The organism is Leisingera sp. XS_AS12 (assembly GCF_041224635.1).
Lineage (GTDB): Bacteria > Pseudomonadota > Alphaproteobacteria > Rhodobacterales > Rhodobacteraceae > Leisingera.
The window spans coordinates 81319-105043 of sequence record NZ_JBGFGM010000126.1 but is presented as its reverse complement, the minus strand read 5'-3'; the positions used below and the strand labels follow the sequence as shown (position 1 = coordinate 105043).

The following is a 23725-nucleotide window of genomic DNA, read 5'->3' as shown; positions in this document are numbered from 1 at the left end:
TCCACCACAAAAACACTTTCCGGCCTCACCCGCGCTCAGCTGCGCCACAGATTCGGTGACAGCAACGCGATGAAGGCCAGGGTTTCCAGCCGCCCCAGTACCATGGCGAAACACAGGATCAACTTGGCCGGCGTGGTCAGAAGCGCCAACACGATCGGCTCGCTTGCGGCGGCTTCCGTCAGCGGCCCGGTGGTGGACAGCGCCGCAATGGCCAGCACCAGCGACTGCTCGAAATCGGATCCCACCGCCGCCAGCGCCGTACTGATTACCGCCAGCGACAGGGCAAACAACATGAAGAACAGCCACGCCACGAAAGCACCGTTCTTCTGCAGCCTGCGCGTCCGATCCCCCTCGCCACTGACCGAGTGGGGGTGCACCAGCCGCTCCATCTCGCGCAGGCCATTCAGATACAACGCATAGACCCGAAGCAGCTTGACCCCGCCGGCGGTCGTCGCGACGCCGCCGCCGAACACCGCCAATCCAAGCAGGATCATCCCCGGCGTTTCCAGCCCCGACCAATCCCGTGCCGCTTGCCAATGGGCGCTCTCGAACCCCGTGGTGGACAGGAACGACAGCACGGTGAAGATGGTCCCCCACAGCGCCCGCAGAGCCTGCGCCACATCCTCGCCCGCGTCGACCTCATAGGCGGCAACCCAGTGGCGCAGGAACAGAAGCAAAGGCACCCCGAAGACGATCATCAGCCCGGTCCGGAACTCGGGGTCGCGGTCGAGGCGCCCCTGCCCGGCCGTCACCGTGTCGCTGGAAAACGTCAACCGCGACAGGGCGAAGAACATGAACAGGAACATCACCATCTCGCCCGCCAGACCGCTGGCCGCACGTTCCACGCCACCGACGGCGGAGATCCCGGAGGTCGCCATCACCGACATGGCATGGCTCAGCCCGATCAGCGCCTGTTCCCCGGTGATCATCAGCAGAACCCACAGCACCAGCGTCAGGCCGATGTAAATGGGCGACAGGGTCCGGGTCACCAGCACCAACTGGCGGCGCGGATCCGCCCGCTCCATATGTGCAGGCGCGGCGGTGCCGCCGCCCGGCTGGCCTCTTGCCGTGACCTCGAACCCACCCAGCGACATCGGCGCCAGAACCGCCGATGCGGCAATCCACATCAAGAGACCCCCGAGCCAGCCGACCATCGCGCGCCACAGATGCACGCTGGGCGGCAGACGCGCCGGATCGGCCCAGATGTCTGCGCCGGTGGTGGTGATCGCGCTGACCATGTCGAAATAGGCATTGAGATAGCGGGTGCTGACCAAGGCGTCCTGCACCGGCACCGCAAGGAACAGTGGCAGCACCGTGAAAGTCGCCAGCAGCGACAGCAACTGACCCGTCATGCTGTAGCGCGGCACCTTGTTGCCCAGCGCCAGCGCGATCATCACCACCAGCGTCAGCCCCAGGATGCCAGAGTAGAAGAAGCTGCGCGACGTGTGGTGGTCGTCCAGCACCAGCGCATGGACGGCCGGCAGCCACATCGCCAGCGAAGCAATCCCCGAGATCAGCAAGAACAGCGGCAGCCGCAGCACCCCGACCGGGGCTTTGACCGATTGTCGCATTCTAGAAATAGTCGATCGAGACCTGCAACAGGCGCTCGACCTCCGGCACGTCATCCGCCATTGCAAAGAGGGCGATCACATCCCCCTCCTCGATCCGCATTTCGCCGGAGGGGCGCAGCATCTCGCCATCCTTCAGCACGCCGCCAACCAGAACGCCTTCGGGGAAATCCGTCTCGCGGATCATCTGACCGGCGATGGGCGAGGTCGAGAGCACTTCGGCCTCGATCATCTCGGCCTCGGCGTCACCCAGCGAATACACCTGGCGCACCCGGCCATAGCGGATATGACGCAGGATCGAGCTGACGGTGGTGGAGCGCGGGTTGATATAGGCGTCGATCCCAAGATGCGGCAGAAGCGGCACCAGCGTGGGATCGTTGATCAGGGCAATCGCCAAGGGGCAGCCCTCGGCCTTGGCCCGCACTGCCGCCAGCATGTTGGTCTTGTCGTCATCGGTCACGGCCAGCATGGCGTCAGCCTTGTCGATGCCGGCCTCGATCATCAGCGCCCGGTCGAGCCCGTCGCCATTCAACACGATCGTGCGCTCCAACTGCTCGGCCGCGCGTTCGGCGGAGCGGCGGTCCCGCTCGATCATCTTGGCGCGTATGCGGGTTGTGCTGGCCTCCAGTGCCTTTGCCACCTCAAGCCCGACATTGCCGCCCCCGACGACCACCACGCGGTCCTGGCGCTTTTCGTGCTTGCCGAAGACCTCGATGGTGCGCGACACGTCATCGACGTGGCAAAAGACATAGCAGCTGTCGCCGACGAACAGCTGGTCACCCGGTTCCGGCGCAAACAGGGTCCCGTCCCGACGCACGCCGACAACAATCGCGCGCAGGGTGGAAAACAGGTCGGTCAACTGGCGCAGGGGCGTGTTCACCACCGGGCAGCCCTCATCGATCTGGATGCCTAGAAGCTGTGCCTTGCCGTCCATGAACGTTTCAGTGTCAAACGCCGCAGGCGCCGACAGCCGCTGCATCGCCGCCGCAGCAACTTCGCGCTCAGGACTGATGACCACGTCGATCGGCAAGTGCTCCCGCTGGTACAGATCGGAATAGATCGCGGTCAGGTAGCTCTTTGCCCGCAGCCGGGCGATCTTGCGCTGGATCTTGAACACCGAATGCGCCACCTGACAGGTCACCATGTTGACCTCGTCCGAATGGGTCGCGGCGATGATCATATCCGCATCCCGTGCGCCCGCGCGCTGCAACACATCCGGGTAGGACGCGAAGCCGTGGATACCTTGCACGTCCAGCGTGTCAGTGGCGCGACGCACCAGATCCGGATTGTTATCGACAACCGTGACATCATTGTGTTCGCCGGACAGATGCCGGGCGATCTGCCAGCCAACCTGGCCCGCACCACAGATAATGACCTTCATAGACGTGTTCCTTGGCGAAGTGAGGCGCAGAGTTTCGCGCACTGTGCATGACAGAAGCCGCATTCACGGTCAAATTAATTGTAAAATCCTCTGCTTGCCCCCATCTTCCCCATATGATCGATGCATTTTTCCGCTCCCTGGGCGCCGCCGGGTTGCTGATGGTCAGCGCTTGCGGCCCTCTGCCCGCCTACTACAAACCCGGCGCCGAGGTTTCGCGCCTGGAAGCCGACACCCTGAGCTGCGAGACGCGTGCCCTCAAGGACGCCCCGGTAGCGACCGAGATCCGCCAACGCCCGGCGGTCTTCTACCCCGGTCACCGCTATTGCAGCGGCGGACAATGTTACTATCGGCCAGGCTACTGGGCTGACGGCGGCACCTACACCGTCGACACCAACCGGCAGCTCCGCCAGCGACTAGCCAAGGCCTGCATGGCCGACAAAGGCTATCAGCAGATCGAATTGAAACGCTGTACAGGGGCAAGCACGGCAGGCGAAACCGTGGGCCAGACATTGCTTGGCCCTCTGGACGAGACATCCTGTGCCATCCGCAATCGCGATGGAACGGTCAGTATCCGGACCAAAGGCTGACCAGCCCCATGTGCTGCAGCCCCGCGGGCGGCAGTGCCACAGCCCGGTTTGCGTCGAAACCACCTGCGCGGCGCATCACGGCCTGACATCTCCGTGCAACAGCTCGTCCGCCACTTGGTGAGCGCAGCGCCCGCAGCCGGTGCGGGCACCATGCAGGCTGGTTCAGACCTGCTCTTCTTCGGCCTCGACGTGGGCCACGCGCGCGCCGGCCTTGTTCGAGGTCACCACCCCCAGCGATTTCAGCTTGCGGTGCAGCGCCGAACGCTCCATGCCCACGAAGGACGCGGTACGGCTGATATTGCCGCCGAAGCGGTTGATCTGGGTCAACAGGTATTCGCGTTCGAAGGCTTCACGCGCCTCGCGCAGCGGCAGGGTGGCCAAGGCACCGGAGAGCACCACGCGACCATCCTCCTGCGGCTTTTCTTCCTCGCGCGGCAGGTCCTTTGCCTCGATCGGGCCGCTGCCATCGCCAAGGATCAGCACCCGCTCCACCAGGTTCTTCAACTGGCGCACATTGCCGGGCCAGAGCATTGTCTGCATCAACGCAACGGCCTCCTCGGTCAGCTCGCGAAGCGGCAGACCCTGGGTTTCGTTGAAATGCGCAATGAAATGATTGGCCAGCAGCGGGATGTCCTCGCGCCGATCCGCAAGGGACGGCACCTCGACCGGCACCACGTTGAGGCGATGATAGAGCTCCTGGCGGAAGGTGCCGGCGGCGATTTCGGCCTCCAGGTTCTTGTTGGTCGCGGAGATCACCCGCAGGTCCACCCGTACCTTGTCGTTGCCACCGACCCGCTGGAACTGCTGATCCACCAGCACGCGCAGGATCTTCGACTGGGTGCCCAGGGGCATGTCCGCGACCTCGTCAAAGAACACGACACCGCCATGCGCCTGCTCCAGCAGCCCCGGTTCCACGCCGCGCTCGGCGGACTCGCGGCCAAACAGAACCTCCTCCATCCGATCGGGCTCGATGCTGGCGCAATTCACTGTCACGAACGGCGCCGACGCCCGGCTCGAGTTGGCGTGAATGTAGCGGGCCGCGATCTCCTTGCCGCTGCCGGCAGGCCCGGTCAACATCACCCGGCCGTTGGATTTGGTCACTTTTTCCAACTGGCCCAACAGGGTCCGGAAAGCGGCAGAGGTGCCAATCATCTCGGCCGGGCCGCTGTCGCGCCGTTTGAGGTCGGTATTTTCCCGGCGCAACCGCGACGTTTCCATGGCGCGGCGGATCACCACCATCAACTGGTCAATGTTGAAGGGCTTTTCGATAAAGTCATAGGCCCCCTGCTTGATCGCGGCGACCGCGATTTCCACGTTGCCATGCCCCGAGATGATGACCACCGGAATTTCCGGGTTGTCGCGCTTGACCGTCTTCAGAATGTCGATGCCGTCCATCTGGCTGTCCTTGAGCCAGATATCCAGGATCATCAGCGCAGGCTGAGCCTCCTCCAGGCGCGCCATACATTCCTCTGACGACCCGGCCTTGCGGGTGGCAAAGCCTTCGTCCTCCAGAATGTCCGAGATCAGCTCACGAATATCGCGCTCGTCATCTACAATCAGAATGTCACTCATGTCAGACCTGCTTTCACTGTATTCTTGTTCGGCGCTGCCGTCATGGCCGCGGCGGGTAGACGGATCACCGCCATGGCCCCGAAATGCGCCTGTCCTTCAAACACCGGGGCGTCTTCCAGCGTCAGCGTGCCCCCGTGCTCCTCGATGATCTTCTTGACGATCGGAAGCCCCAACCCGGTGCCCGCATCGCGGGTGGTTACATAGGGTTCGAACAACCGTGCCCGATCCTCCGGCAGGCCGATTCCATTGTCGGCGATGCGGACTTCATAGGCATTGCCCTCCTTGCGGGCCGACACACGGATTTCCGGTGCCAGATCCTGCGGCGGGTTCTTGTTTTGCAGGCTTTCGATGGCTTCACCTGCGTTCTTGATCAGATTGGTCAGCGCCTGACCGATCATGGTGGCATCCAGATCCGAGCGCATCGGCTCCTCAGGCAGATCGGCCTTGATCTGAACACCCGGCTGGCCCTGCTGTTGCAGCACAACCGCGTCGCGCACCAACCGGGCCAGATCCTCTTCGCGCCGCTCCGGTTCCGGCATGCGGGCGAACTTCGAAAACTCGTCAACGATGCGGCGCAGATCATTCGTCTGGCGCACGATCACATCGGTCATCGCTTGCAACTGGTCACTGTTTTCCTCGCCGAGCTTGGGCGCGAACTTGCGCTTGATCCGTTCGGCGCTCAGCTGGATGGGGGTCAGCGGGTTCTTGATTTCATGTGCGATCCGTCGGGCAACATCCCCCCAGGCCGCCATTCGCTGGGCGCTGACAAGATCGGTGACATCGTCAAAGGCCACCACGTATCCTTCAAGGCCACCCTCCTCCGAGCGGCGCGGCGACATGCGGACAAGCAGATTTTCCAACCGCCCCTGACGCGTGACCTTGATCTCCTCCTGAGCCACATCGGCGCCGCTTTCGGCCAGTTCATCGAACAGGGGACCGAACTCCGGCACCGCAACGGCCAGAGCAAGTGACTGCTGATCCTCGCGCCAGTCCAGCAACCGTTCGGCCGAGCGGTTCACAAAGGTCACACGGCCTTCGGCGTCGAGCCCGACCACCCCGGATGTCACCGAGGACAGCACCGAATCGAACAGCCGACGCCGGCGTTCGATCTGCCGGGTGTTGTCCAGCAGCCGCTCGTGCTGGGCTTTCAACTCGCGGGTCATCTGGTTGAAATACTGGCCCAATTGCGCGATCTCGTCGCCGCCATCATCGACCGGCACCTTGACGTCGAGATTACCCGCACCCACGCGCTGCGCGGCCACCGTCAGCCGTCCGACCGGCCGCGAAAGCCGTTCCGCAAACCACATCCCCAGCCACATCGCCGCAAGGATCAGAATCACCGCAAAGCCGATGTAGAGCAGGGCAAATTCAAACAGCACCCGCCCCCGCTCGCTTTCGAGCTGCTGATACAGATGCGCGGTTTCCTGGGTATCGTCGAGCAGGTTCAGAAGCTCGCCGTCCACATCCCGGCTGATGTACAGGAAGCGATCAACAAAAGCGTTCAGCCGGACCAGCGCCCGAAACTCGCTGGTGGCCCAATCCTCGATCAGCAACAGCCCTTCTTCGCGCGCGACCTCGATCTGTCGGCTGTTCGGCTTTTCAAAGTCGAACTCATACGAGCGTTCGCCGCGGGCGCGGATCAATCCGGCGCTGTCGACGATATAGGCCTCACGCAACCCACGCTGGATCTGCAACTGCCCCTGTGCCAGCACCTGCCGCAGCTCCGCATCGTTGATGAAGAAACTGCGCGCCCGGCTGTTGTCGAGGTAACGCGCCAGCGCCCGTGCGTCCTCGCTCAGATCGTTTTTCTGCTGGGTCTGATAAGCTTCCGCCGCAGCCAGCGAACTGCCGATGACTTGACGCACCCGCTGCGAGAACCAGCCCTCAAGCCCGACGTTCACGGTCAGCACGGCAAAGACCGCGACGATCACAGTCGGGATCAGGGCCAGGAAGCCAAACGCGCCGATCAGCCTCAGGTGAAGCCGGGAGCCTGCGGATTTCGAGCGCCGCGCCGCAAACAGCCGCAGGATCTGCGCCAGCACAAGCGCCGCGATGGTCAGGATGTAAACAAGGTCCGCCAGGAGAATCAGCCGCAGCGAGCGCGACGACGCCCCCTGGCCCAACGGTCCGATGATGAGGAAGGTCACGAGCGCCAGGATCGGCCCCAGCAGCACCAGCCCGATGGTGCCGATATTGCGCGCCCGACGCGTTTTACGCCAGCGGTCCAAAGCCGCAAACGGCCCGTATGCCGCCCTCAGATGTGACTTATGCGCCACTGACTGCCCTCATCCCGATGTGTGACTCAAAACGAGTCACCGCCATATATCGTGGCCCTGCCGAGGAAAATCGCAACGCGGCCACATTTCTGTGGCGATATTACATCAGTTTGCGGCGGCGTGTCACCTCAATATCCAGATCGGTGATTTTCTTGCGCAACGTATTCCGGTTGATCCCCAGCAGATCGGCACATTTGGCCTGGTTTCCCCCGGTCGCAGCCAGGGCGATTTCGATCAGCGGGGTTTCCACCTCGCGCAGCAACCGCATGTAGAGGCCCGGCGGCGGCAACATGTCACCATGCAGATCGAAATAGCGCTGCAGGTGGCGCCCCACGGCTTCGGACAGCTTCTCGTTGGCAAAACCGGCGCTGCTCGGCTCCGGGCCAAAATGTGGGCCAAGGACCGCATTCACGTCGGCCTCGGTGATTTCCTCGCCCCGTGCGGTCAGCGCCAGTCGACGCACGGTGTTCTCCAGCTGCCGCACGTTGCCGGGCCAGCCAAAATGGCGTAGCGCTTCGCGCGCGGCCTCGTTCATGCTCCGATGCGGCGCGCCCTCATTCTCGGCCCGCGTCAGGAAATGCTCCGCCAAAAGCGGAATATCCTCCACCCGCTCCCTCAGCGCCGGCACATGCAAGGCAGTGCCACAGATGCGATAGTAGAGATCCTGCCGCAGCTCACCTGCCTCCATCGCCGCGGCCAGATCACGCTGGCTGGAGGCAAGGAACCGTGGTGCGTGGTCGCCCGGCGCATCCATCATCCGCACCAGGCGCGCCTGGGCTTCCTCGGGCAGATCGGCCAGTTCATCAATCACCAGCATGCCGCCCTTGGCCTGCGCCAGCAGCCGCGCCGGACCTTCCAGCTCGATCAGAGACGCGCCATCCACATGGACGAAAGGCAAGGTCCGGCGATCGGAAAAGTCATGGATGGCCCGCGCAATCAGCGACTTGCCCGTCCCGCTCTCGCCCGTCACCAGCAGCGGCAAATCGGTGTTCATCACCCGCGCAATCAGCCGGTATAGGGTTTGCATCACCTCGCTGCGGCCGATCAGCGGCAGTTCCTCGGGCCGCTCCTGCGTCTCTTCCCGGGTGGGCGTCGACGCGGTCCGCTTGGCCGACAACGCCTTGGAGGTACGCTTCATCAACTCGGGCAGGTCAAACGGCTTGGGCAGGTAGTCATAGGCCTCGGCCTCCTCCGCGCGGATCGCCGTCATGATCGTATTTTGCGCGGAAATCACGATGACCGGCAGGCCGGGCCGGTCGGCCTGGATCTTGGGCAACATCTCCAAACCGTTCCCGTCGGGCATCATGACGTCCGAAATCACCACGTCGCCCTTGCCCTCTCCGACCCAGCGCATCAGCGTGGTCAGGGAGGACGTGGCATGCACCTTGCAGCCCGCGCGGGTCAGCGCCTGGGTCAAAACGGTGCGAATGGTGCGGTCGTCATCTGCGACCAGAACGGTGCCATCCATGGATCAGCTCTCCTGCAGTTCTACGTCGCGCGGGACGCGCGACAGCGACAGCCGGAACACCGTGCGCCCGGGAACCGAGCTTACCGAGATCCAGCCATTATGCTCCGAGACGATCTTGCTCACCAAAGCAAGACCGAGCCCGGTGCCGTTTTCGCGCCCCGACACGAAGGGGTCGAAAATATCGTCCTTGATTTTCTCCGGCAGGCCGGGGCCGTCGTCGCAGATTTCGATCTGCAGCGGCAGCAGCTTGCCTGTTCCGTCACTCCGACGAAGCCGGAAGGAATGCTCGTAATAGGTGCGGATATGAATGTTTCCGCCTTTTTTATCAGCGGCTTCCGAGGCATTCTTCAGAAGGTTCAGCACCACTTGCAACAGCTGGTCCGCATCCCCCCAGGCCATTGGCAACGACGGATCATAGCCTTCGGTGATGGTCATATGCGCGCCGAAACCCAGCAGCGCCGAGCGCCGCGCACGGTCCAGGACATCATGCAGGTTCACCGGCTTGAAATCCGGCTCCGACAGGTTGCCGAACTGCTCCACCTGTTCCAGCAGCTTGACGATGCGGCGGCTCTCGCTGACGATCAGATCGGTCAGTTCCAGATCCTCGCCCGACAGGTTCATGCTGAGAAGCTGCGCCGCGCCGGTAATCCCCGCCAGCGGATTCTTGATCTCATGCGCCAGCATCTCGGCCATGCCGATGGCCGAGGCGGCGGCGGATTTCGACGAATGGTTCTGCGTCAACCGCCCGGCCAGTTCGCGCGGCGTGACCATCATCAGCATGGTGCCGTCCTGCCCCTGCAAAGGCGCCACCTGAACCCCGCACTGCAGCGGCGCCCGGCTGCCGGACCCGACGTCGATGTCATTCACGAACAATGGCGTGCCCTGAACCCGGGCGCGGGCAAAGGCGCTTTCGATCGGCGCGTCGATGGCCAAGGTATCCCAGACCGGCTGCCCCAGCAGCGCCCGGCGGGAGGTGTTCAGGAACCCTTCCGCCGCGGCGTTGACATCGGCAATCTTGTCCCAGGCATCGATCAGAAAAGCCGGAACCGGCAGCGAGGCCCAGAGTGCGGAACTGTCGCTCATGCTGCGACCTCCGTCGCGGTCGGCATCAGCGCTTCAGGCAGCAGCGCCAGCACTTCCGCCGGAGATTTCTCGGTCAGGACGCGACGGCGCATCACCGGTCCGGTGCCTGCGTAGTCCATGTACCAGCCAAGGTGCTTGCGGCTGACGCGCAACCCCAGATCCGCACCATAAAAGGTGAGCATTGCCTCGTAATGATCTGAAACCATTTGCACAAACGCCTCCCCTACAGGGATGGTCGGCGCCGGGGACCCCCACAGCTCATGCGCCACCTGGGCCAGCAGCCAAGGGCGACCTTCGGCCCCGCGGCCGATCATCACGCCATCTGCGCCAGACAGTTTCAACGCCTGCCGCGCAGTCGCGGTATCCACGATGTCCCCATTGGCCAGTAGCGGCACCGGCACGGCGTCCTTCACGGCGCGGATCGCCGCCCAGTCGGCGGAGCCCTTGTAGAACTGACAGCGGGTGCGGCCATGGATCGTAACCATCTTCACACCGGCATCGGCGGCACGTCGGGCGACGTCCGGAGCATTCAAACAACGATCGTCCCAGCCGAGCCGTGTCTTCAACGTCACCGGCACATCCACCGCGTTGACCACGGCCTCGATCAGCCGCAGCGCGTGGTCGGGCGTCTTCAGCAGGGCTGATCCGGAATAGCCGTTGGTCACCTTCTTGGCCGGGCAACCCATGTTGATGTCGATGATCCGCGCGCCCTGCCCGGCCACCTGCTTGGCGGCCTCGGCGATCCAATATTCATCGCGTCCCGCCAGCTGCACGGCAGTGTTCTCGACATCCGCGCTCAGCTCCGCCCGCTCGCGCACGCCCGGCTTGGCCTGAACCATTTCCTGGCTTGCCACCATTTCGCTGACCATCAGCCCCACCCCGAAGGAGCGGACCAGATCCCGGAACGGGCGGTCGGTGATTCCAGCCATCGGTGCAAGCGCGATGGGCGGGGTCATGTCGGTGGTTCCGAGGGTGAAGGACAAATGCCTAATCCTTGTGCAGTTGATCTGTTTTTACCCGAAGCCCCTGCTATGCAGCAATGAAATCGCCCTGTTCAAGGCCCGGCAAAGCGCTACTTGCCTAATTTTTGGGCGCTTCACCCCAGGTGATTGCCTAAGCCCGCGCCACCCCATAAACAAAGCACGTCTGTCCCGCAGGAGGTTTCCCATGACCACAGCCGCCCTGATCGTCGCCGCCGGCCGCGGCACCCGCGCAGGCGGCGGGCTGCCCAAGCAGTGGCGGCCGCTGAAAGGGCGACGGGTGATTGACTGGACCCTGCAAGCCTTTGAAAAGGCGGGGGTGGAGCATATCGCGCTGGTGCTTTCGCCAGACGATACCACAGCCTGGCAGGAATTCGCAGAGCGGCCCGGATTGATCCTGGCAAAAGGCGGGGCGGAGCGCGCCGCCTCGGTGCTGAACGGGCTGCTGGCGCTGGCACCACTGGAGCCGCACAAGGTACTGATCCATGACGCCGCCCGCCCCTGTGTCAGCCCTGACCTTGTTCACCGCATAACGGGCGCGCTGGACGGCACGCCCGCCGCCGCGCCCGCGCTTGCCGTCAGCGACGCCCTGTGGACCGGTGCCGAGGGCAGCGTGACCGGTACCCGCGACCGCAGCGGGCTATATGCAGCGCAGACACCGCAAGGTTTTCACTTCGAGGCGATTCTGGCCGCACACCGCGCCCATCCCGGCGGTGCCGCCGATGATGTCGAGGTCGCCCGCGCCGCGGGGCTTGACGTGCGCATCATTCCGGGTGAGCCGGACAACATCAAAATCACCCGCCCCGAGGATTTTGCCCGGGCGGAACGCATTCTGGGGGCAGAAATGGATATCAGGCTTGGCAATGGCTACGACGTGCACCGGTTCGGGCCCGGCGACAGCGTCATCCTCTGCGGGGTGGAGATCCCGCATGACAGAACCCTGCAGGGCCACTCCGATGCGGATGTCGGCATGCATGCGGTGACGGACGCGATCTATGGCGCCCTGGCACAGGGCGACATCGGCCGCCACTTCCCGCCCACCGACCCGCAGTGGAAAGGTGCCGCCAGCGACATCTTCTTGCGCCACGCCGCCGAACTCGCTCGCGGCATGGGCTTCACCATCTCCAACGTCGACTGCACCCTGGTCTGCGAATACCCCAAAGTTGGCCCCCACGCCGCGCGGATGCAGGAGGTGATGGCCGGCATCCTCGGGATCGATGCCAGCCGGGTGTCGATCAAGGCGACCACGTCGGAACGGTTGGGTTTCACTGGCCGCGGCGAAGGTATCGCAGCTCTCGCCACCGCGGCCTTGGTGAAATCATGACTGCCGCACAGCTGATCGGAACCGTCGGCGGCATCGGTTACTTGCGGCCCGCGCCCGGCACCTGGGGCTCGCTCGCGGCGCTGCCGCTGGCCTACGGGCTGCACCAGCTTGGCGGTTTTCCCCTCTTGGCGCTGGCGACGCTGCTTTGCATCCCCGCCGGGCTTTGGGCCACGGCGCAGATGACCGCTGGAAGCGACGACCACGATCCGTCGGAGATCGTCGTCGATGAAGTGGCCGGCCAATGTATCGCGATCTGGGCGGTGTCTTTGCCCGCCTGGCTGCATGGGTTGCCAGTCACCGCGTTATGGCCCGGCTGGATCGCCGCCTTCGTGCTGTTTCGCCTGTTCGACATCTGGAAACCCGGCCCCGTGGGCTGGGCCGACCGCAAGCAGGGGCCGTTCGGCGTGATGATGGATGATGTCATCGCGGGCATCCTGGCCGCCATCGGTGTCGCGCTGCTTGCGGGCTTTTCACACGGGGTCCTTGGGCTATGACAGAGGCGACAGACCTGATTGTCCGGGCCACGGAGTCGGGGGTCACCATTGCAACGGCTGAAAGCTGCACCGGCGGGCTGATCGCCGCGGCGCTGACAGACGTTCCGGGCTCCTCAGCCGTGGTCGACCGCGGCTTTGTCACCTATTCCAACGCAGCCAAGATGCAGATGCTGGGCGTGCGGGAAGATACCTTGAAATCCCATGGAGCCGTCAGCGAGGAAGTGGCACGCGAGATGGCCGAGGGCGCCCTGAACCGCTCTGGCACTGCATTGGCTGTATCCGTCACCGGCATCGCGGGTCCGGGTGGGTCCGAGTTCAAACCCGAAGGGCGGGTATGCTTTGGCCTGGCCGTGAAAGGCGGCGCAACCCAGACCGAGACTGTCGAGTTCGGTGCCCGCGGCCGCGCCGAGGTGCGTCGTGCCGCGTGCGATCGTGCCCTGAACCTGCTGCGCAGCGCGCTGCCCTGAGCCACTTTGCAGCGGCAGCCTCAGCCGCCACTGCAGTTCCTCCCGCCCCGGACACTCTGCACCGCGCGGTAGCGGCGGCACCTCAATGCCGCCCAAGCGATCGGAAAAACGGCCCGTGGGCGGGCCGTTTTATGTTTCATCCCTGCTTCGTATCCGGCGTCAGACCGCGCGGTTGGCGGCCTGCACCTCCGGCCCCGGCGACACGGCAATTGCGCCGAGGCTTTCGACATAGCGTGCAACCATGGGTGCGCCATCGGCTGCCGCCTGCCCTCCAACGAGCGCTCCGAGATAGCCTTCGTTGTTCTGCGGTGTGGCCATGCTGCTGATCAGCGCCATGGCGCGGGCATCATCAAGCGCCGCCTGCGCTCGTGCACGCGCCTGCACGTCCCTCGCCGACGTGCGGGGCTCATCAGTGGGCTGGTCCGGTTTTGCCGCCACCCGGCCTCCGGCGCGCATCTCGGCACCCCGACGGCCGCCCCGGCGCGCGCTGCCAGTGTCGGCGGCCTGCCCTCCGGACTGCCCGCCGTCCGCCTGCCCCCCGCTGGCTTCACCCGCACCGCTCGGGGCAGCCGGTCCGGCTTCCTGCGGGGCAGGCTCCGGTTGTGGCTGAGGTTGCGGTTGTGGGGATGCCGGAATAATTCCACCTACGACCATCGTCTCAAAACTCCTAACAGAAAGTTAATTCTGCACGCGGAGGTGCTCCCGAAATAAGGCAGGAATCCGGCAAAACCTGAGCAATGCCGGGTTTCCCGGGAGCGTGGTAAACGAATGATTAACAGATGGTCAGGCAGCGCCCTTACCGGCCGCCGTAAAGCTCCGCCGCGCGACGCTCGAATGCGCGCACGATACGCTGCATTGCTTCGTTGAACACCACGCCGATGATCCCCTGCAGCACGGCGTTCTTGAACTCGAAATCAACAAAGAAGGACACATCACAGCCCCCGTCCTCACGCGGGGTGAATTGCCAGTGCGATTTCATGTAGCGAAACGGCCCGTCCAGGTATTCGGTGTCGATCTTGTGGGCGTCCGAGTAAAGAGTGACCCGGCTGCCGAACCGCTCCCGAAAGACCTTGAAGGAGATCACCAGATCCGCCTCCATCACCTCGGCCTCGCCCAAGGGCGCGCGGCTGCGAATGCGGGCGGCGGCGCACCACGGCAGGAATTTCGGATACTGCGCCACGTCTGCCACCAGATCGTACATCTGCTGGGCGGTATAAGGCAGCGGGCGGGTTTCCGAATGGGTTGGCATGTCTGCGTCGAATTTCCTGCTATGATCGTGGCGCGTCATGTCCTATGAACGCGCGGAAATTTCAAGGGGGCAGCCATGTCACAGCGTCCATATGTCATTGATGTGATGATCTCGGCCAAGGCCATCGCGGCCCGGATCGAAGAGCTATGCGGTGAAATCCAGCGCGAATTCGGCGATACCGACAAGCTGGTTGTCGTTGGCCTGCTGCGCGGCAGTTTCGTTTTCATCGCCGATCTGGTGCGTGAACTGGATCTGCCGATCGAAGTCGACTTCCTGGAAGCCTCCTCCTATGGCGACGCGATGGAAAGCAGCCGGGAAGTGCGCATTCTCAAGGACTTGCGCGGCGCCATTGAAGGCCGGGACGTGTTGGTCGTAGAAGACATCGTCGACACCGGTCACACGCTCAACCACGTCACCCACCTGCTGCAAAGCCGCAACCCGGCGCGGCTGAAATCCATCGCGCTGCTGGACAAACCATCGCGGCGCGAGGTGGATTTCCGCTCCGATTGGGTCGGCTTCGAGATCCCGGACGAATTCGTCGTCGGCTATGGAATCGATTACGCCCAGCGCAATCGGAACCTGCCCTATATCGGCAAAGTGCGCTTTACCGACGCGGGCTGACCTGAACCGTTCGTGAGCACCTCCGGTGCGCCGCTGTCGCGCCGAGGCCACAGAGAACACCATTGACACCCACCATGGGAACCGGCGCTATCCCGCCGGTTCCCGGTCAGGGGTCGGCAGATTCCGGCAATGCCGATTTGCCTTTTGCCTGCGCCTCTCCCATGTCTCTGGAAACAGCAGAATTCACTGGAGAGATGCCATGTTCAGACCCCTGCTTGCCACCGTGGCCACCAGCATTGCCTTGTCGGCTGTTGCCGCTCACGCAGGCCCGCCAAAATGGGCCCCCGGCCACAAGAACAGCGCCGCACATTACGCGCCCGGGCAGGTGAAGAAGCGGCACAGCGCCAAGCACGGGCATCTTCACGGCGGCGATTGGGTCCGGGTCGAGGACTACGACCGCTGGGGCCTGAAACCTCCGCGCGAAGGCCATGATTACATCCGCAAGGACGGCAAGATCTACGAAGTCGTCAAGGACACGCTCGCCATCATCGGCGCGGTGGCCGTGGTCGACGCGCTGACCAACTGACGGGGGGCACCCTGGTCAGTCAGCCCAGCAGGGTCCGTAGTGTTTGCAGAAAGATCCCGGTTCCGACCGGGATCGCCGCATCGGGGAAGTCATAGTCCGGGTTGTGCAGCTGCGGCTGGGTGACGCCAGAGCCAAGCCAGAACATGGCGCTCTTGGCGTGGCGGGCAAATTGCCCGAAATCCTCGGACCAGCGTTGCGGCAAATCGCCGAGCTGCGCCGGATGGCCTGCCTCTGCGCAGGCGTCCTGCAAGATCTGAACAGCGGCGGGGTGGTTGGTGCAGGCCTCGAACACGTCATCGAATTCGATATCCAGCATCAGCCCGTGATCCGCGCAAGCGCGGCGAGCCAACGCGGTCGCATCAGCGACCAGTTGCTCCATCCGCGCGTCGGTGACGGTGCGCAGGGTCACCCAGACCTCGCCCAATCCGGGTGCAATGCCGAATGTCGCCTCGCCCAGCCGCGCGTGGGTCAGCGTGACCAGCGCATAATCCGCGTCGAGATCACCGCCCTGCCCTAGGTCCGGCAGCCCGGTCATCAGCTGCGCCATAGCTGCCGCGGGTGAGATCCCGTCCCGCGGCGCGGCCGCATGCGAGGTGCGCCCGGTCAGCCGGATTCGCATGCCGCGCGAGGCGCAGTTGGCTGCACCGGAACACAGCCCCACCTTGCCCACCGCGAGGCCCGGCAGATTGTGCAGCGCAAAGGCATAGTCCGGCACAATCTGCGCGAACGCAGGGTCGGCAAGAACCGCCGTCGCCCCCTTGCCGGTTTCTTCAGCGGGTTGGAACAACAGCACCGCCCGCCCCCGGGCCGGACGCCGCGCAGCCAGCTCTGCTGCCAGCCCAGCGACCATGGCCATGTGGCCATCATGGCCGCACAGATGGCCGCGCCCTTCGTGCCGAGAGCGGTAAGGTTGGTCGGAAAGTTCGGCGATGGGCAATCCGTCAAGCTCACAGCGGATCAGGACCGTGGGCCCTGCCGCCAGCCCGTTGTAGACCGCTGCGACCCCATGGCCGCCAAGCCCGGTCAGCAGCTTGTCAGGAGCAAAATCACGCAGGTAGCCCGCCACCATGGCGGCGGTCTTTTCCTCGGCACCTGAGACCTCGGGGATCTGGTGCAGGGCCTGGCGCAGCCGCGTCAGCTGCTCCAGGCGTTGCGGCGTCATGCAAGCCCCAGCTTCTTGTTGCGGGCCTCGCGCAGACGCGCAAAGTCGTCGCCCGCATGGTAGGAAGACCGTGTCAGCGGCGTCGCGGAAACCATCAGGAAGCCCTTGCCATAGGCCGCTTTCTCGTAGGTCTTGAACTCTTCAGGTGTGACGAACCGGTCCACCGCGTGGTGCTTGGGCGTGGGTTGCAGATACTGGCCGATGGTCAGGAAATCGACATCCGCCGCGCGCATGTCGTCCATCACCTGTTTCACCGCCTGCGCGTCCTCGCCCAGGCCAACCATGATACCGGATTTGGTGAAGATCGAGGGGTCCAGCTCCTTTACCCGCTGCAACAGGCGCAGCGAGTGGAAGTAGCGGGCACCGGGGCGAACCTCGGGGTAGAGGCCGGGCACGGTTTCCAGGTTGTGGTTGAACACGTCCGGCTTGGCTTCGACCACCTTTTCCAGCGCGCTGGCATCGCATTTGATGAAGTCGGGTGTCAGGATTTCGATCGTCGTCCCGGGGGAGCGATGGCGCACGGCACGAATGGTCTGGGCAAAGTGATCGGCGCCGCCGTCCTCGAGGTCGTCGCGGTCAACGGATGTGATGACCACGTGATTGAGGCCCAGTTTCTGCACCGCATGGGCTACCCGGCCCGGCTCGAAGGCGTCCAGCGTGTCGGGCTTGCCGGTGGCGATGTTGCAGAAGGTGCAGCCGCGAGTACAGATCTCGCCCATGATCATCATGGTGGCATGACCCTGGCTCCAGCATTCCCCCACGTTGGGGCAACCGGCCTCCTCGCACACGGTGGTCAGGTTGTTTTCCCGCATGATCTTGTGGGTTTCGGCATAGCCCTTGCCGCCCGGCGCCTTGACCCGGATCCAGCTTGGCTTCTTTGGCTGAGCGTTATCGGGACGATGCGCCTTCTCTGGGTGGCGCTGCTCCGGGATCTTTAGGTCTCTCACGTGGGTTTCCCTTCCGGCCTCTGGCTTTCTAGCGGGTGTAGCACAGCTGATCTGGCTTGGCACGAGCATATCGTCAACCCGGCATTGCGCCGCAGACATGGCTGTCCGACAATTACAACTGGGTTTTCCGGGGGACTTCTGGCCATTTTACCGGGCCAGCCCGCGAGTTTTTCCGCATCAAAAGCAGTCCGGAGGCGCTGCGACGCCGAGGCGCATCGGCACGTGTTGCTACCCGCTTAGAATCATTTTAAGCCTGCGCGCCGAAACGAACATCCACATTTTCAGGAGCATCCCGATATGAAAGCTGGCGTTAAGCTGCCCGACGTGACCTTCCGCACCCGCGTTCGTGACGAGTCCATCGAGGGCCCGAACCCGTTCCGCTGGGAAGACAAGACCACCGCAGACTATTTCGCAGGCAAGCGCGTCGTTCTGTTCTCGCTGCCCGGCGCCTTCACCCCCACCTGCTCCACCTACCAGCTGCCGGGTTACGAGAAGGGCTTTGCCGACTTCAAGGCCGAGGGCATCGACGCGATCTACTGCATGTCCGTGAACGACGCGTTCGTGATGAACGCCTGGGCGCGTGACCAGAAGCTGGAAAACGTGCAGGTGATCCCGGATGGTTCGGGTGAGTTCACCCGTCGCATCGGCATGCTGGTGGCCAAGGACAACCTGGGCTTTGGTGCCCGCTCCTGGCGTTATGCCGCCATCGTGAACGACGGCGTGGTCGAAGCCTGGTTCGAAGAGCCCGGCCTGTGCGACAACCACAACGAAGACCCCTATGGCGAATCCGCACCGGAAAACGTGCTGAAGTACCTGAAAGAAACCCAAGCAGCGGTTCCGGCCTGAGCCGAAGCCGATCAGCTGGTCTGATTGCAACGGGTCCACCATGGGTGGGCCCGTTTTCTGTTGCACCGCCCGACGCCGCATCCTTCATCCGATCATCTCATCCGCCGAGGCGCCATCTTCGCCATAGTGTTCCGCAAGGTGCTGCAAGGCAATGCGCAGCACGACCTTGCCCGAGCGGGCAGGCCAGCCGAGGTTCCGCTCGGCCGTTTCCAACCCCTCCAGGTGGCAGCAACAGCGCAAGGCGATATCGCTCAACCCCATGCCAAGCGCCTGCAATGCGCGGGTCAGTCGCGCGCGCGCCTCTGCGCCTGCCGCATGGCTGCCGGAACACAGCAGCTGGTTGTCCGCGCTGTAATGGCGCTGATCCTGATGCAGGTGACAGCTGATCTGCGCGAGTTCGAAATCCTCCCGAAGACGCTTCCCCGCTCGCACCATCGCCGCGGTCAGGAAGGGTTTGCCGTTCCGGTCGCTCAGGCGGGCGAGCATTTCCAAGGGCGTTTCCGCACCGCCATAGCGCGACTTGCGCGCCGCGTTCCCACCGCCGCTGTCAGGGGCCAGAAACGGATCTTGCGCCTCGGCAAAGCCACCCTCCAGCCGGGCGCGGGCGCGGTTTTCCTGATCCGCGATAATCCGGTTGAGCGCGTTGCGTCCAGCCGTGGTAATGACATAGCGACAGATCCGCCCCTGGCGGCTGCAGGTGATCCAGCCGGACAGCGCAAGCGCACCTGCCAGCGGTCGCGACACCGCAACCCTGTGCCGGTCCGGCTCCGCGCCCTCACGCACCACGACCGCCATCTCCATACCCTCGGCAACCGCCAGAACTGCCCCGCCCCGGCTCAATAGGGTCAGCACGCCCGTTGCCTCCCGCTCGAAACCCGACATCAACCCTCGGGCAGGCTGGGCCGACGCCTGCGAGGGCGCCCCCGCACGCTGAGTGTTTCCCGCCCCCCTCCGGTAAGGCGCGGACAGATAGGTGAGCACCTCGTCGATCAACGGATCATCCCGCAGGGTCTCCACCCGTCGCACCTGGCGCGAAATGGTCGACGGGTGGCAACCGGCCTTGCGCGCGAGCTGACGAATTGACCGGCCAGCCTCTGTGTGCTGGAGATAACGGCTGGCTTCTGGCGGCACCCAACCTGGCAAGGGCGACTGCGGACTGTTGTGCATGGTTCAACCCCGGTCGTCAGCGAATGCCACCGTACGGGCCTACTGCGTCCCCTTCGGCCCGTGCAGAAACATCCGCCAGACAGTCAACAAAAATTCAATTCAGGCAGGGATGTTTCCAAAAAATACATAATCTTCCTCAAACGGACCGTTCGCCAATATCGCACCCGGCGCAACACTACCTGAGGTTGTGTTATAGCAGAGCCTGCACCAAGAGAGGAAAGGAGACTGGAATGCAGGATCTATTCAGCCGGGTGAGGTTGCTCCGCCGTCCGCGCATCCTGGCGCGCGCGGCCCGATTGGGGGCCCAGAGCTATTGCAGGCAACGCGACCTGCGCCGTGTCCTCGGCCATGGACAGCTTCCCAAACCCGCCGTCGCCGCCCTGCGGCTGCTGGAGCTGGAACAGGACCTCAACACGGCCCGCAAGGCGGATGACCCGGGATATTCGATGATCCGCCACGTTGACGTGCTGATCGCACTGGTCGGCGAAGCGGCTTGCCTGGGCGGCCCGGCGCGCCGCAGCCAAGCCAAAACAGAAACGGCGGCCTCGAAAGACCGCCGTTGTCCGCCCGCACCCGTCTCCGGGCCGGAAGATATCGCGCCAATTGGCCCGTTTACATGAAGGCGTCCGGCATCGACGCTTTCTTCTTGGCGACGTATTCGTCGAGCGCCAGCTTGATCGCCGGATCGAGAGCCGGCTGCTGATAGGTGTTGAGCAGATGCTCAACCCGGTTGGACGCCAGCGCATAGGTGTCGCGGCTGCCCTCTTCTTCCCACTGCTCGAAGGGCTTGTAGTCGAGGAGGTCGGATTTCCAGAAGGCCGACTTGAAATTGGCCTGGGTGTGCGCGCATCCTAGGTAGTGGCCGCCGGGGCCCACCTCGCGGATGGCATCCATGGCCTGATGATTTTCGTCAACCATGACGCCTTTGGCCAGCCCGTGCAGCGCGCCCAGCTGGTCAGCATCCATCACGAACTTCTCGAAGTCGGCCACCAGGCCACCCTCGAGCCAGCCGCAGGCGTGCAGCATGAAGTTCACGCCCGACATCAGCCCCATGTTCAGCGAGTTCGCGGTTTCATACGCGGCCTGCGCGTCCGGCAGCTTGGAGCCACAGAAGGACCCGGCCGAGCGGAACGGCACGCCCAGGCGGCGGGCCAGCTGGCCTGCGCCATAGGTCACCAGCGACGCTTCCGGGGTGCCAAAGGTCGGCGCGCCGGAGTTCATGTCGATCGAGGACACGAAGGCGCCGAAGATCGCCGGAGCACCGGGGCGGACCAGCTGGCTGTAGGCGATGCCCGCCAGCACTTCCGCCAGCACCTGGGTCAGCGTGCCCGCCACCGACACCGGCGCCATGGCGCCGCCGACGATAAAGGGCGAGATGATGCAGGCCTGCATGTTCTTGGCGTAGACTTCCAGCGAGCCCATCATCACGTCGTCGAAGGTCATCGGCGAGTTGATGTTGGTGAGCGAGGTCATCACCGTGTTGTTCTGCACGAAGTCCTGACCGAACAGGATGCCCGCCATGTCGACGGAGTCCTGCGCCCGGCTGGGTTCGGTGACGGAGCCCATGAACGGCTTGTCGCTGAGGGTCATATGCGCCATCAGCATGTCCAGGTGGCGCTTGTTCACCGGGATGTCGGTGGGTTCACACACGGTGCCGCCGGAGTGGTGCAGCCACTTCGACATGTAGGCCAGTTTCACGAACTTGTTGAAATCGTCCATGGTGGCATAGCGGCGGCCACCATTGGCATCACGCACGAAGGGCGGGCCGTAGACCGGCGCCAGCACCAGGTTGCGGCCGCCGATGACGACGGATTTCTCCGGGTTGCGCGCGTGTTGGGTGAATTCCGCAGGCGCGGTTTCGCAGAGCTTGCGCGCCAGACCGCGGGGGATGCGCACGCGCTCTCCCTCGACGTCAGCGCCCGCTTCGCGCCAGCGCTCCAGCGCGGCCGGGTTGTCAACAAAGTTGACACCGACTTCCTCAAGGATGGTATCGGCGTTGTGCTCGATGATCTCCAGCGCCTCGGCGTTCAGAACCTCAAAGTTCGGAATGTTGCGCTCGATGTACTTGGCCGTCTCGATCTTGACGGAGGACCGTTCGGCGCGGCGGGCGGCGCCGCCGCCACCCCGGGCGCGACGGCGCGGTGCTGCTGCTTCTGTCATGGTTTATCCTCACCACAGGCATTTCATTGCCAAGGGTATTATAGGCCGCCTGCCCTGCCGCGCCGCAGGATTGCGTCCTTTCACGTTGAAAAGCGACATGCCCTACGCATTTCAGCCCCTCGTGGCCGGCGATGGCATACCGGACAAGCATCGACGCCCCGGCCGGAAAACCCGATGCCGCGCTGTCAAAGCCTCTTGCGGAAATGGTCGTCCTGCCCTATGGCGCGTGCATGACAGAGACATCCCATGACCGCCTTCTCATCATCGACTTTGGCAGCCAGGTCACGCAGCTGATTGCGCGCCGCCTGCGCGAGCTGAACGTCTATTGCGAAATCCACCCCTATCAGAATGTCACCATGGACTTTGTGCGCGAGATGGCGCCCAAGGCGGTGATCTTCTCGGGCGGGCCCGACAGCGTGACCCGCGAAGGCTCCCCCCGTGCGCCGCAGGAGATCTTCGATCTAGGCGTGCCGATCCTGGGCATCTGCTATGGCCAGCAGGTAATGATGCACCAGCTGGGCGGCAAGGTGGAAAGCGGCCATGGCACCGCCGAATTCGGCCGCGCCTTTGTCACCCCCACCACTGCGCGTCTGCCGCTGCTGGATGGCTGGTTCGCCAATGATGGCGATCGTGAACAGGTCTGGATGAGCCACGGCGATCATGTCAGCCAGATAGCGCCGGGTTTCGAGGTCTACGGCACCTCCCCCAACGCGCCTTACGCGATCACCGCAGATGTCAGCCGCAACTTCTACGCGGTGCAGTTCCACCCGGAGGTGCACCACACCCCCAACGGTGCCAAGCTGTATGAGAACTTCGTCAAGCTGGCGGGCTTTACCGGCGACTGGACCATGGGCGCCTACCGCGAACAGATGATCGAGAAGATCCGCGAGCAGGTTGGCGACAAGAAGGTGATCTGCGGGCTGTCCGGTGGCGTCGACTCCTCGGTTGCCGCAGTGCTGATCCACGAGGCGATCGGCGACCAGCTGACCTGCGTCTTCGTTGACCACGGCCTGCTGCGCAAGAACGAGGCCGAAGAAGTTGTCACGATGTTCCGCGACAACTACAACATCCAGCTGATCCACGCCGATGAGAGCGAGCTGTTCCTGGGCGAGCTGGAGGGGGTGTCCGACCCCGAAACCAAGCGCAAGATCATCGGCAAACTGTTCATCGACGTGTTCCAGAAGCACGCCGACACCATCGAAGGCGCCGAGTTCCTGGCACAGGGCACGCTGTACCCGGATGTGATCGAATCCGTTTCCTTCTCGGGTGGGCCGTCCGTCACCATCAAGTCGCACCACAACGTCGGCGGCCTGCCGGAAAAGATGGGCCTGAAGCTGGTGGAGCCTCTGCGCGAGCTGTTCAAGGACGAGGTCCGCGCCCTGGGCCGCGAACTGGGCCTGCCCGACAGCTTCATCGGCCGCCACCCCTTCCCCGGACCGGGCCTGGCCATCCGCTGCCCCGGCGAGATCACCCGCGAAAAGCTGGAGATCCTGCGCGAGGCCGATGCCATCTATATCGACCAGATCCGCCGTCACGGCCTGTACGACGAAATCTGGCAAGCCTTCGTGGCGATCCTGCCGGTGCGCACCGTTGGCGTGATGGGCGACGGACGGACCTATGACTACGCCTGCGCCCTGCGTGCCGTGACCAGCGTCGACGGCATGACCGCGGATTACTACCCGTTCAGCCACGAGTTCCTCGGCGAAACCGCCACCCGGATCATCAACGAGGTCAAGGGCATCAACCGCTGCACCTATGACATCACCTCGAAGCCTCCGGGCACGATCGAGTGGGAATAAAGCGCATACCGAAACCCCGGCCCCATCGGCCGGGGTTTTTCTTTTGAA

General features: G+C 64.0%; 22 protein-coding genes. 9 read left to right on the top strand and 13 right to left on the bottom strand.

Annotated elements, in window-relative coordinates; all coding sequences use genetic code 11:
- Positions 1-35 precede the first annotated feature (35 nt).
- A complete protein-coding gene (locus tag AB9K35_RS20820; protein ID WP_369929105.1) occupies positions 36-1571 on the bottom strand; it encodes a TrkH family potassium uptake protein in 1536 nt (511 codons plus the stop codon).
- 1 nt (position 1572) lies between these two features.
- Entirely contained in the window at positions 1573-2949 is a 1377-nt protein-coding gene (gene trkA / locus AB9K35_RS20815) for a Trk system potassium transporter TrkA (protein ID WP_222453266.1), read from the bottom strand.
- 113 nt (positions 2950-3062) lie between these two features.
- Here trkA and AB9K35_RS20810 point away from each other — a divergent pair, with 113 nt between their 5' ends.
- Positions 3063-3536, top strand: coding sequence for a hypothetical protein (locus AB9K35_RS20810; RefSeq protein ID WP_222453267.1), 474 nt, complete (start codon positions 3063-3065; stop codon positions 3534-3536).
- Positions 3537-3698: 162 nt separating this feature from the next.
- On the opposite strand, the gene AB9K35_RS20805 is transcribed toward AB9K35_RS20810, so the two are convergent.
- The 5 genes from AB9K35_RS20805 to dusB all read right to left on the bottom strand — a co-directional run bounded on the left by AB9K35_RS20805 (position 3699) and on the right by dusB (position 10918).
- Entirely contained in the window at positions 3699-5108 is a 1410-nt protein-coding gene (locus AB9K35_RS20805; protein ID WP_369929103.1) for a sigma-54-dependent transcriptional regulator, read from the bottom strand.
- Positions 5105-7384, bottom strand: coding sequence for an ATP-binding protein (locus tag AB9K35_RS20800; protein ID WP_369929101.1), 2280 nt, complete (start codon positions 7382-7384; stop codon positions 5105-5107). Before AB9K35_RS20800 ends, AB9K35_RS20805 begins: the two co-directional genes overlap by 4 nt.
- Positions 7385-7484: 100 nt before the next feature.
- Entirely contained in the window at positions 7485-8852 is a 1368-nt protein-coding gene (locus AB9K35_RS20795) for a response regulator (protein WP_369929099.1), read from the bottom strand.
- A gap of 3 nt (positions 8853-8855) precedes the next feature.
- Positions 8856-9935, bottom strand: a complete 1080-nt coding sequence (locus AB9K35_RS20790) for an ATP-binding protein (protein ID WP_222453271.1) — start codon at positions 9933-9935, stop codon at positions 8856-8858.
- Positions 9932-10918, bottom strand: a complete 987-nt coding sequence (gene dusB / locus AB9K35_RS20785) for a tRNA dihydrouridine synthase DusB (protein ID WP_369929096.1) — start codon at positions 10916-10918, stop codon at positions 9932-9934. Before dusB ends, AB9K35_RS20790 begins: the two co-directional genes overlap by 4 nt.
- Positions 10919-11102: 184 nt before the next feature.
- On the opposite strand from dusB, the gene AB9K35_RS20780 reads away from it, so the two are divergent.
- The 3 genes from AB9K35_RS20780 to AB9K35_RS20770 are packed head-to-tail and all read left to right on the top strand — an operon-like array spanning position 11103 to position 13200.
- Positions 11103-12239, top strand: coding sequence for a bifunctional 2-C-methyl-D-erythritol 4-phosphate cytidylyltransferase/2-C-methyl-D-erythritol 2,4-cyclodiphosphate synthase (locus AB9K35_RS20780; protein WP_369929094.1), 1137 nt, complete (start codon positions 11103-11105; stop codon positions 12237-12239).
- Positions 12236-12733, top strand: coding sequence for a phosphatidylglycerophosphatase A (locus AB9K35_RS20775; RefSeq protein ID WP_369929092.1), 498 nt, complete (start codon positions 12236-12238; stop codon positions 12731-12733). The genes AB9K35_RS20780 and AB9K35_RS20775 overlap by 4 nt, the downstream gene beginning before the upstream one ends.
- On the top strand, positions 12730-13200 hold the full coding sequence (locus tag AB9K35_RS20770) for a CinA family protein (protein WP_369929090.1): 471 nt from the start codon (positions 12730-12732) through the stop codon (positions 13198-13200). The genes AB9K35_RS20775 and AB9K35_RS20770 overlap by 4 nt, the downstream gene beginning before the upstream one ends.
- 159 nt (positions 13201-13359) lie before the next feature.
- Here the strand turns inward: AB9K35_RS20770 and AB9K35_RS20765 are convergent, their stop codons facing one another.
- Complete coding sequence (locus AB9K35_RS20765; RefSeq protein ID WP_369929088.1) at positions 13360-13638, bottom strand: hypothetical protein; 279 nt, start codon at positions 13636-13638, stop codon at positions 13360-13362.
- Between the two features lie 358 nt (positions 13639-13996).
- Positions 13997-14449, bottom strand: coding sequence for a type II toxin-antitoxin system RatA family toxin (locus AB9K35_RS20760; RefSeq protein ID WP_369929086.1), 453 nt, complete (start codon positions 14447-14449; stop codon positions 13997-13999).
- Between the two features lie 75 nt (positions 14450-14524).
- On the opposite strand from AB9K35_RS20760, the gene hpt reads away from it, so the two are divergent.
- Positions 14525-15070: a hypoxanthine phosphoribosyltransferase gene (gene hpt, locus AB9K35_RS20755; RefSeq protein WP_222453278.1), complete on the top strand. Its 546-nt coding sequence runs from the start codon at positions 14525-14527 to the stop codon at positions 15068-15070.
- Between the two features lie 199 nt (positions 15071-15269).
- On the top strand, positions 15270-15596 hold the full coding sequence (locus tag AB9K35_RS20750) for a hypothetical protein (protein ID WP_369929084.1): 327 nt from the start codon (positions 15270-15272) through the stop codon (positions 15594-15596).
- A 19-nt stretch (positions 15597-15615) separates the two neighbouring features.
- Here the strand turns inward: AB9K35_RS20750 and AB9K35_RS20745 are convergent, their stop codons facing one another.
- Both AB9K35_RS20745 and lipA read right to left on the bottom strand, forming a co-directional pair.
- Positions 15616-16758, bottom strand: a complete 1143-nt coding sequence (locus AB9K35_RS20745; RefSeq protein WP_369929082.1) for an amidohydrolase — start codon at positions 16756-16758, stop codon at positions 15616-15618.
- Complete coding sequence (lipA, locus tag AB9K35_RS20740) at positions 16755-17705, bottom strand: lipoyl synthase (protein ID WP_369929080.1); 951 nt, start codon at positions 17703-17705, stop codon at positions 16755-16757. The genes AB9K35_RS20745 and lipA overlap by 4 nt, the downstream gene beginning before the upstream one ends.
- Positions 17706-18002: 297 nt before the next feature.
- On the opposite strand from lipA, the gene AB9K35_RS20735 reads away from it, so the two are divergent.
- The gene (locus AB9K35_RS20735) at positions 18003-18551 is read left to right on the top strand and encodes a peroxiredoxin (RefSeq protein ID WP_222453282.1); all 549 of its coding nucleotides are present in this window, start codon (positions 18003-18005) and stop codon (positions 18549-18551) included.
- An 84-nt stretch (positions 18552-18635) separates the two neighbouring features.
- Here AB9K35_RS20735 and AB9K35_RS20730 read toward each other — a convergent pair whose 3' ends face one another.
- Entirely contained in the window at positions 18636-19718 is a 1083-nt protein-coding gene (locus tag AB9K35_RS20730) for a DUF6456 domain-containing protein (RefSeq protein WP_369929078.1), read from the bottom strand.
- Between the two features lie 230 nt (positions 19719-19948).
- Here AB9K35_RS20730 and AB9K35_RS20725 point away from each other — a divergent pair, with 230 nt between their 5' ends.
- Complete coding sequence (locus AB9K35_RS20725; protein WP_222453284.1) at positions 19949-20338, top strand: DUF6477 family protein; 390 nt, start codon at positions 19949-19951, stop codon at positions 20336-20338.
- On the opposite strand, the gene AB9K35_RS20720 is transcribed toward AB9K35_RS20725, so the two are convergent.
- Positions 20331-21878: a trimethylamine methyltransferase family protein gene (locus AB9K35_RS20720; RefSeq protein ID WP_222453285.1), complete on the bottom strand. Its 1548-nt coding sequence runs from the start codon at positions 21876-21878 to the stop codon at positions 20331-20333. The two genes, AB9K35_RS20725 and AB9K35_RS20720, sit on opposite strands and share 8 nt — an antisense overlap.
- Positions 21879-22108: 230 nt before the next feature.
- Between AB9K35_RS20720 and guaA the strand changes: the two genes are divergently transcribed.
- On the top strand, positions 22109-23677 hold the full coding sequence (guaA, locus tag AB9K35_RS20715) for a glutamine-hydrolyzing GMP synthase (RefSeq protein ID WP_222453286.1): 1569 nt from the start codon (positions 22109-22111) through the stop codon (positions 23675-23677).
- Positions 23678-23725: the final 48 nt, after the last annotated feature.

What these genes read in the sequence shown, in the direction of transcription:
- AB9K35_RS20775 (WP_369929092.1), top strand. Translation starts at nt 12,236, where the DNA reads ATGACTGCCGCACAGCTGATCGGAACCGTCGGCGGCATCGGTTACTTG.
- AB9K35_RS20795 (WP_369929099.1), bottom strand. Translation starts at nt 8,852, where the DNA reads ATGGATGGCACCGTTCTGGTCGCAGATGACGACCGCACCATTCGCACC.
- AB9K35_RS20780 (WP_369929094.1), top strand. Translation starts at nt 11,103, where the DNA reads ATGACCACAGCCGCCCTGATCGTCGCCGCCGGCCGCGGCACCCGCGCA.
- AB9K35_RS20810 (WP_222453267.1), top strand. Translation starts at nt 3,063, where the DNA reads ATGATCGATGCATTTTTCCGCTCCCTGGGCGCCGCCGGGTTGCTGATG.
- AB9K35_RS20820 (WP_369929105.1), bottom strand. Translation starts at nt 1,571, where the DNA reads ATGCGACAATCGGTCAAAGCCCCGGTCGGGGTGCTGCGGCTGCCGCTG.
- AB9K35_RS20760 (WP_369929086.1), bottom strand. Translation starts at nt 14,449, where the DNA reads ATGCCAACCCATTCGGAAACCCGCCCGCTGCCTTATACCGCCCAGCAG.
- hpt (WP_222453278.1), top strand. Translation starts at nt 14,525, where the DNA reads ATGTCACAGCGTCCATATGTCATTGATGTGATGATCTCGGCCAAGGCC.
- AB9K35_RS20750 (WP_369929084.1), top strand. Translation starts at nt 15,270, where the DNA reads ATGTTCAGACCCCTGCTTGCCACCGTGGCCACCAGCATTGCCTTGTCG.
- AB9K35_RS20730 (WP_369929078.1), bottom strand. Translation starts at nt 19,718, where the DNA reads ATGCACAACAGTCCGCAGTCGCCCTTGCCAGGTTGGGTGCCGCCAGAA.
- AB9K35_RS20805 (WP_369929103.1), bottom strand. Translation starts at nt 5,108, where the DNA reads ATGAGTGACATTCTGATTGTAGATGACGAGCGCGATATTCGTGAGCTG.
- AB9K35_RS20770 (WP_369929090.1), top strand. Translation starts at nt 12,730, where the DNA reads ATGACAGAGGCGACAGACCTGATTGTCCGGGCCACGGAGTCGGGGGTC.
- AB9K35_RS20725 (WP_222453284.1), top strand. Translation starts at nt 19,949, where the DNA reads ATGCAGGATCTATTCAGCCGGGTGAGGTTGCTCCGCCGTCCGCGCATC.
- trkA (WP_222453266.1), bottom strand. Translation starts at nt 2,949, where the DNA reads ATGAAGGTCATTATCTGTGGTGCGGGCCAGGTTGGCTGGCAGATCGCC.
- AB9K35_RS20720 (WP_222453285.1), bottom strand. Translation starts at nt 21,878, where the DNA reads ATGACAGAAGCAGCAGCACCGCGCCGTCGCGCCCGGGGTGGCGGCGGC.
- AB9K35_RS20745 (WP_369929082.1), bottom strand. Translation starts at nt 16,758, where the DNA reads ATGACGCCGCAACGCCTGGAGCAGCTGACGCGGCTGCGCCAGGCCCTG.
- guaA (WP_222453286.1), top strand. Translation starts at nt 22,109, where the DNA reads ATGACAGAGACATCCCATGACCGCCTTCTCATCATCGACTTTGGCAGC.
- AB9K35_RS20790 (WP_222453271.1), bottom strand. Translation starts at nt 9,935, where the DNA reads ATGAGCGACAGTTCCGCACTCTGGGCCTCGCTGCCGGTTCCGGCTTTT.
- AB9K35_RS20735 (WP_222453282.1), top strand. Translation starts at nt 18,003, where the DNA reads ATGAAAGCTGGCGTTAAGCTGCCCGACGTGACCTTCCGCACCCGCGTT.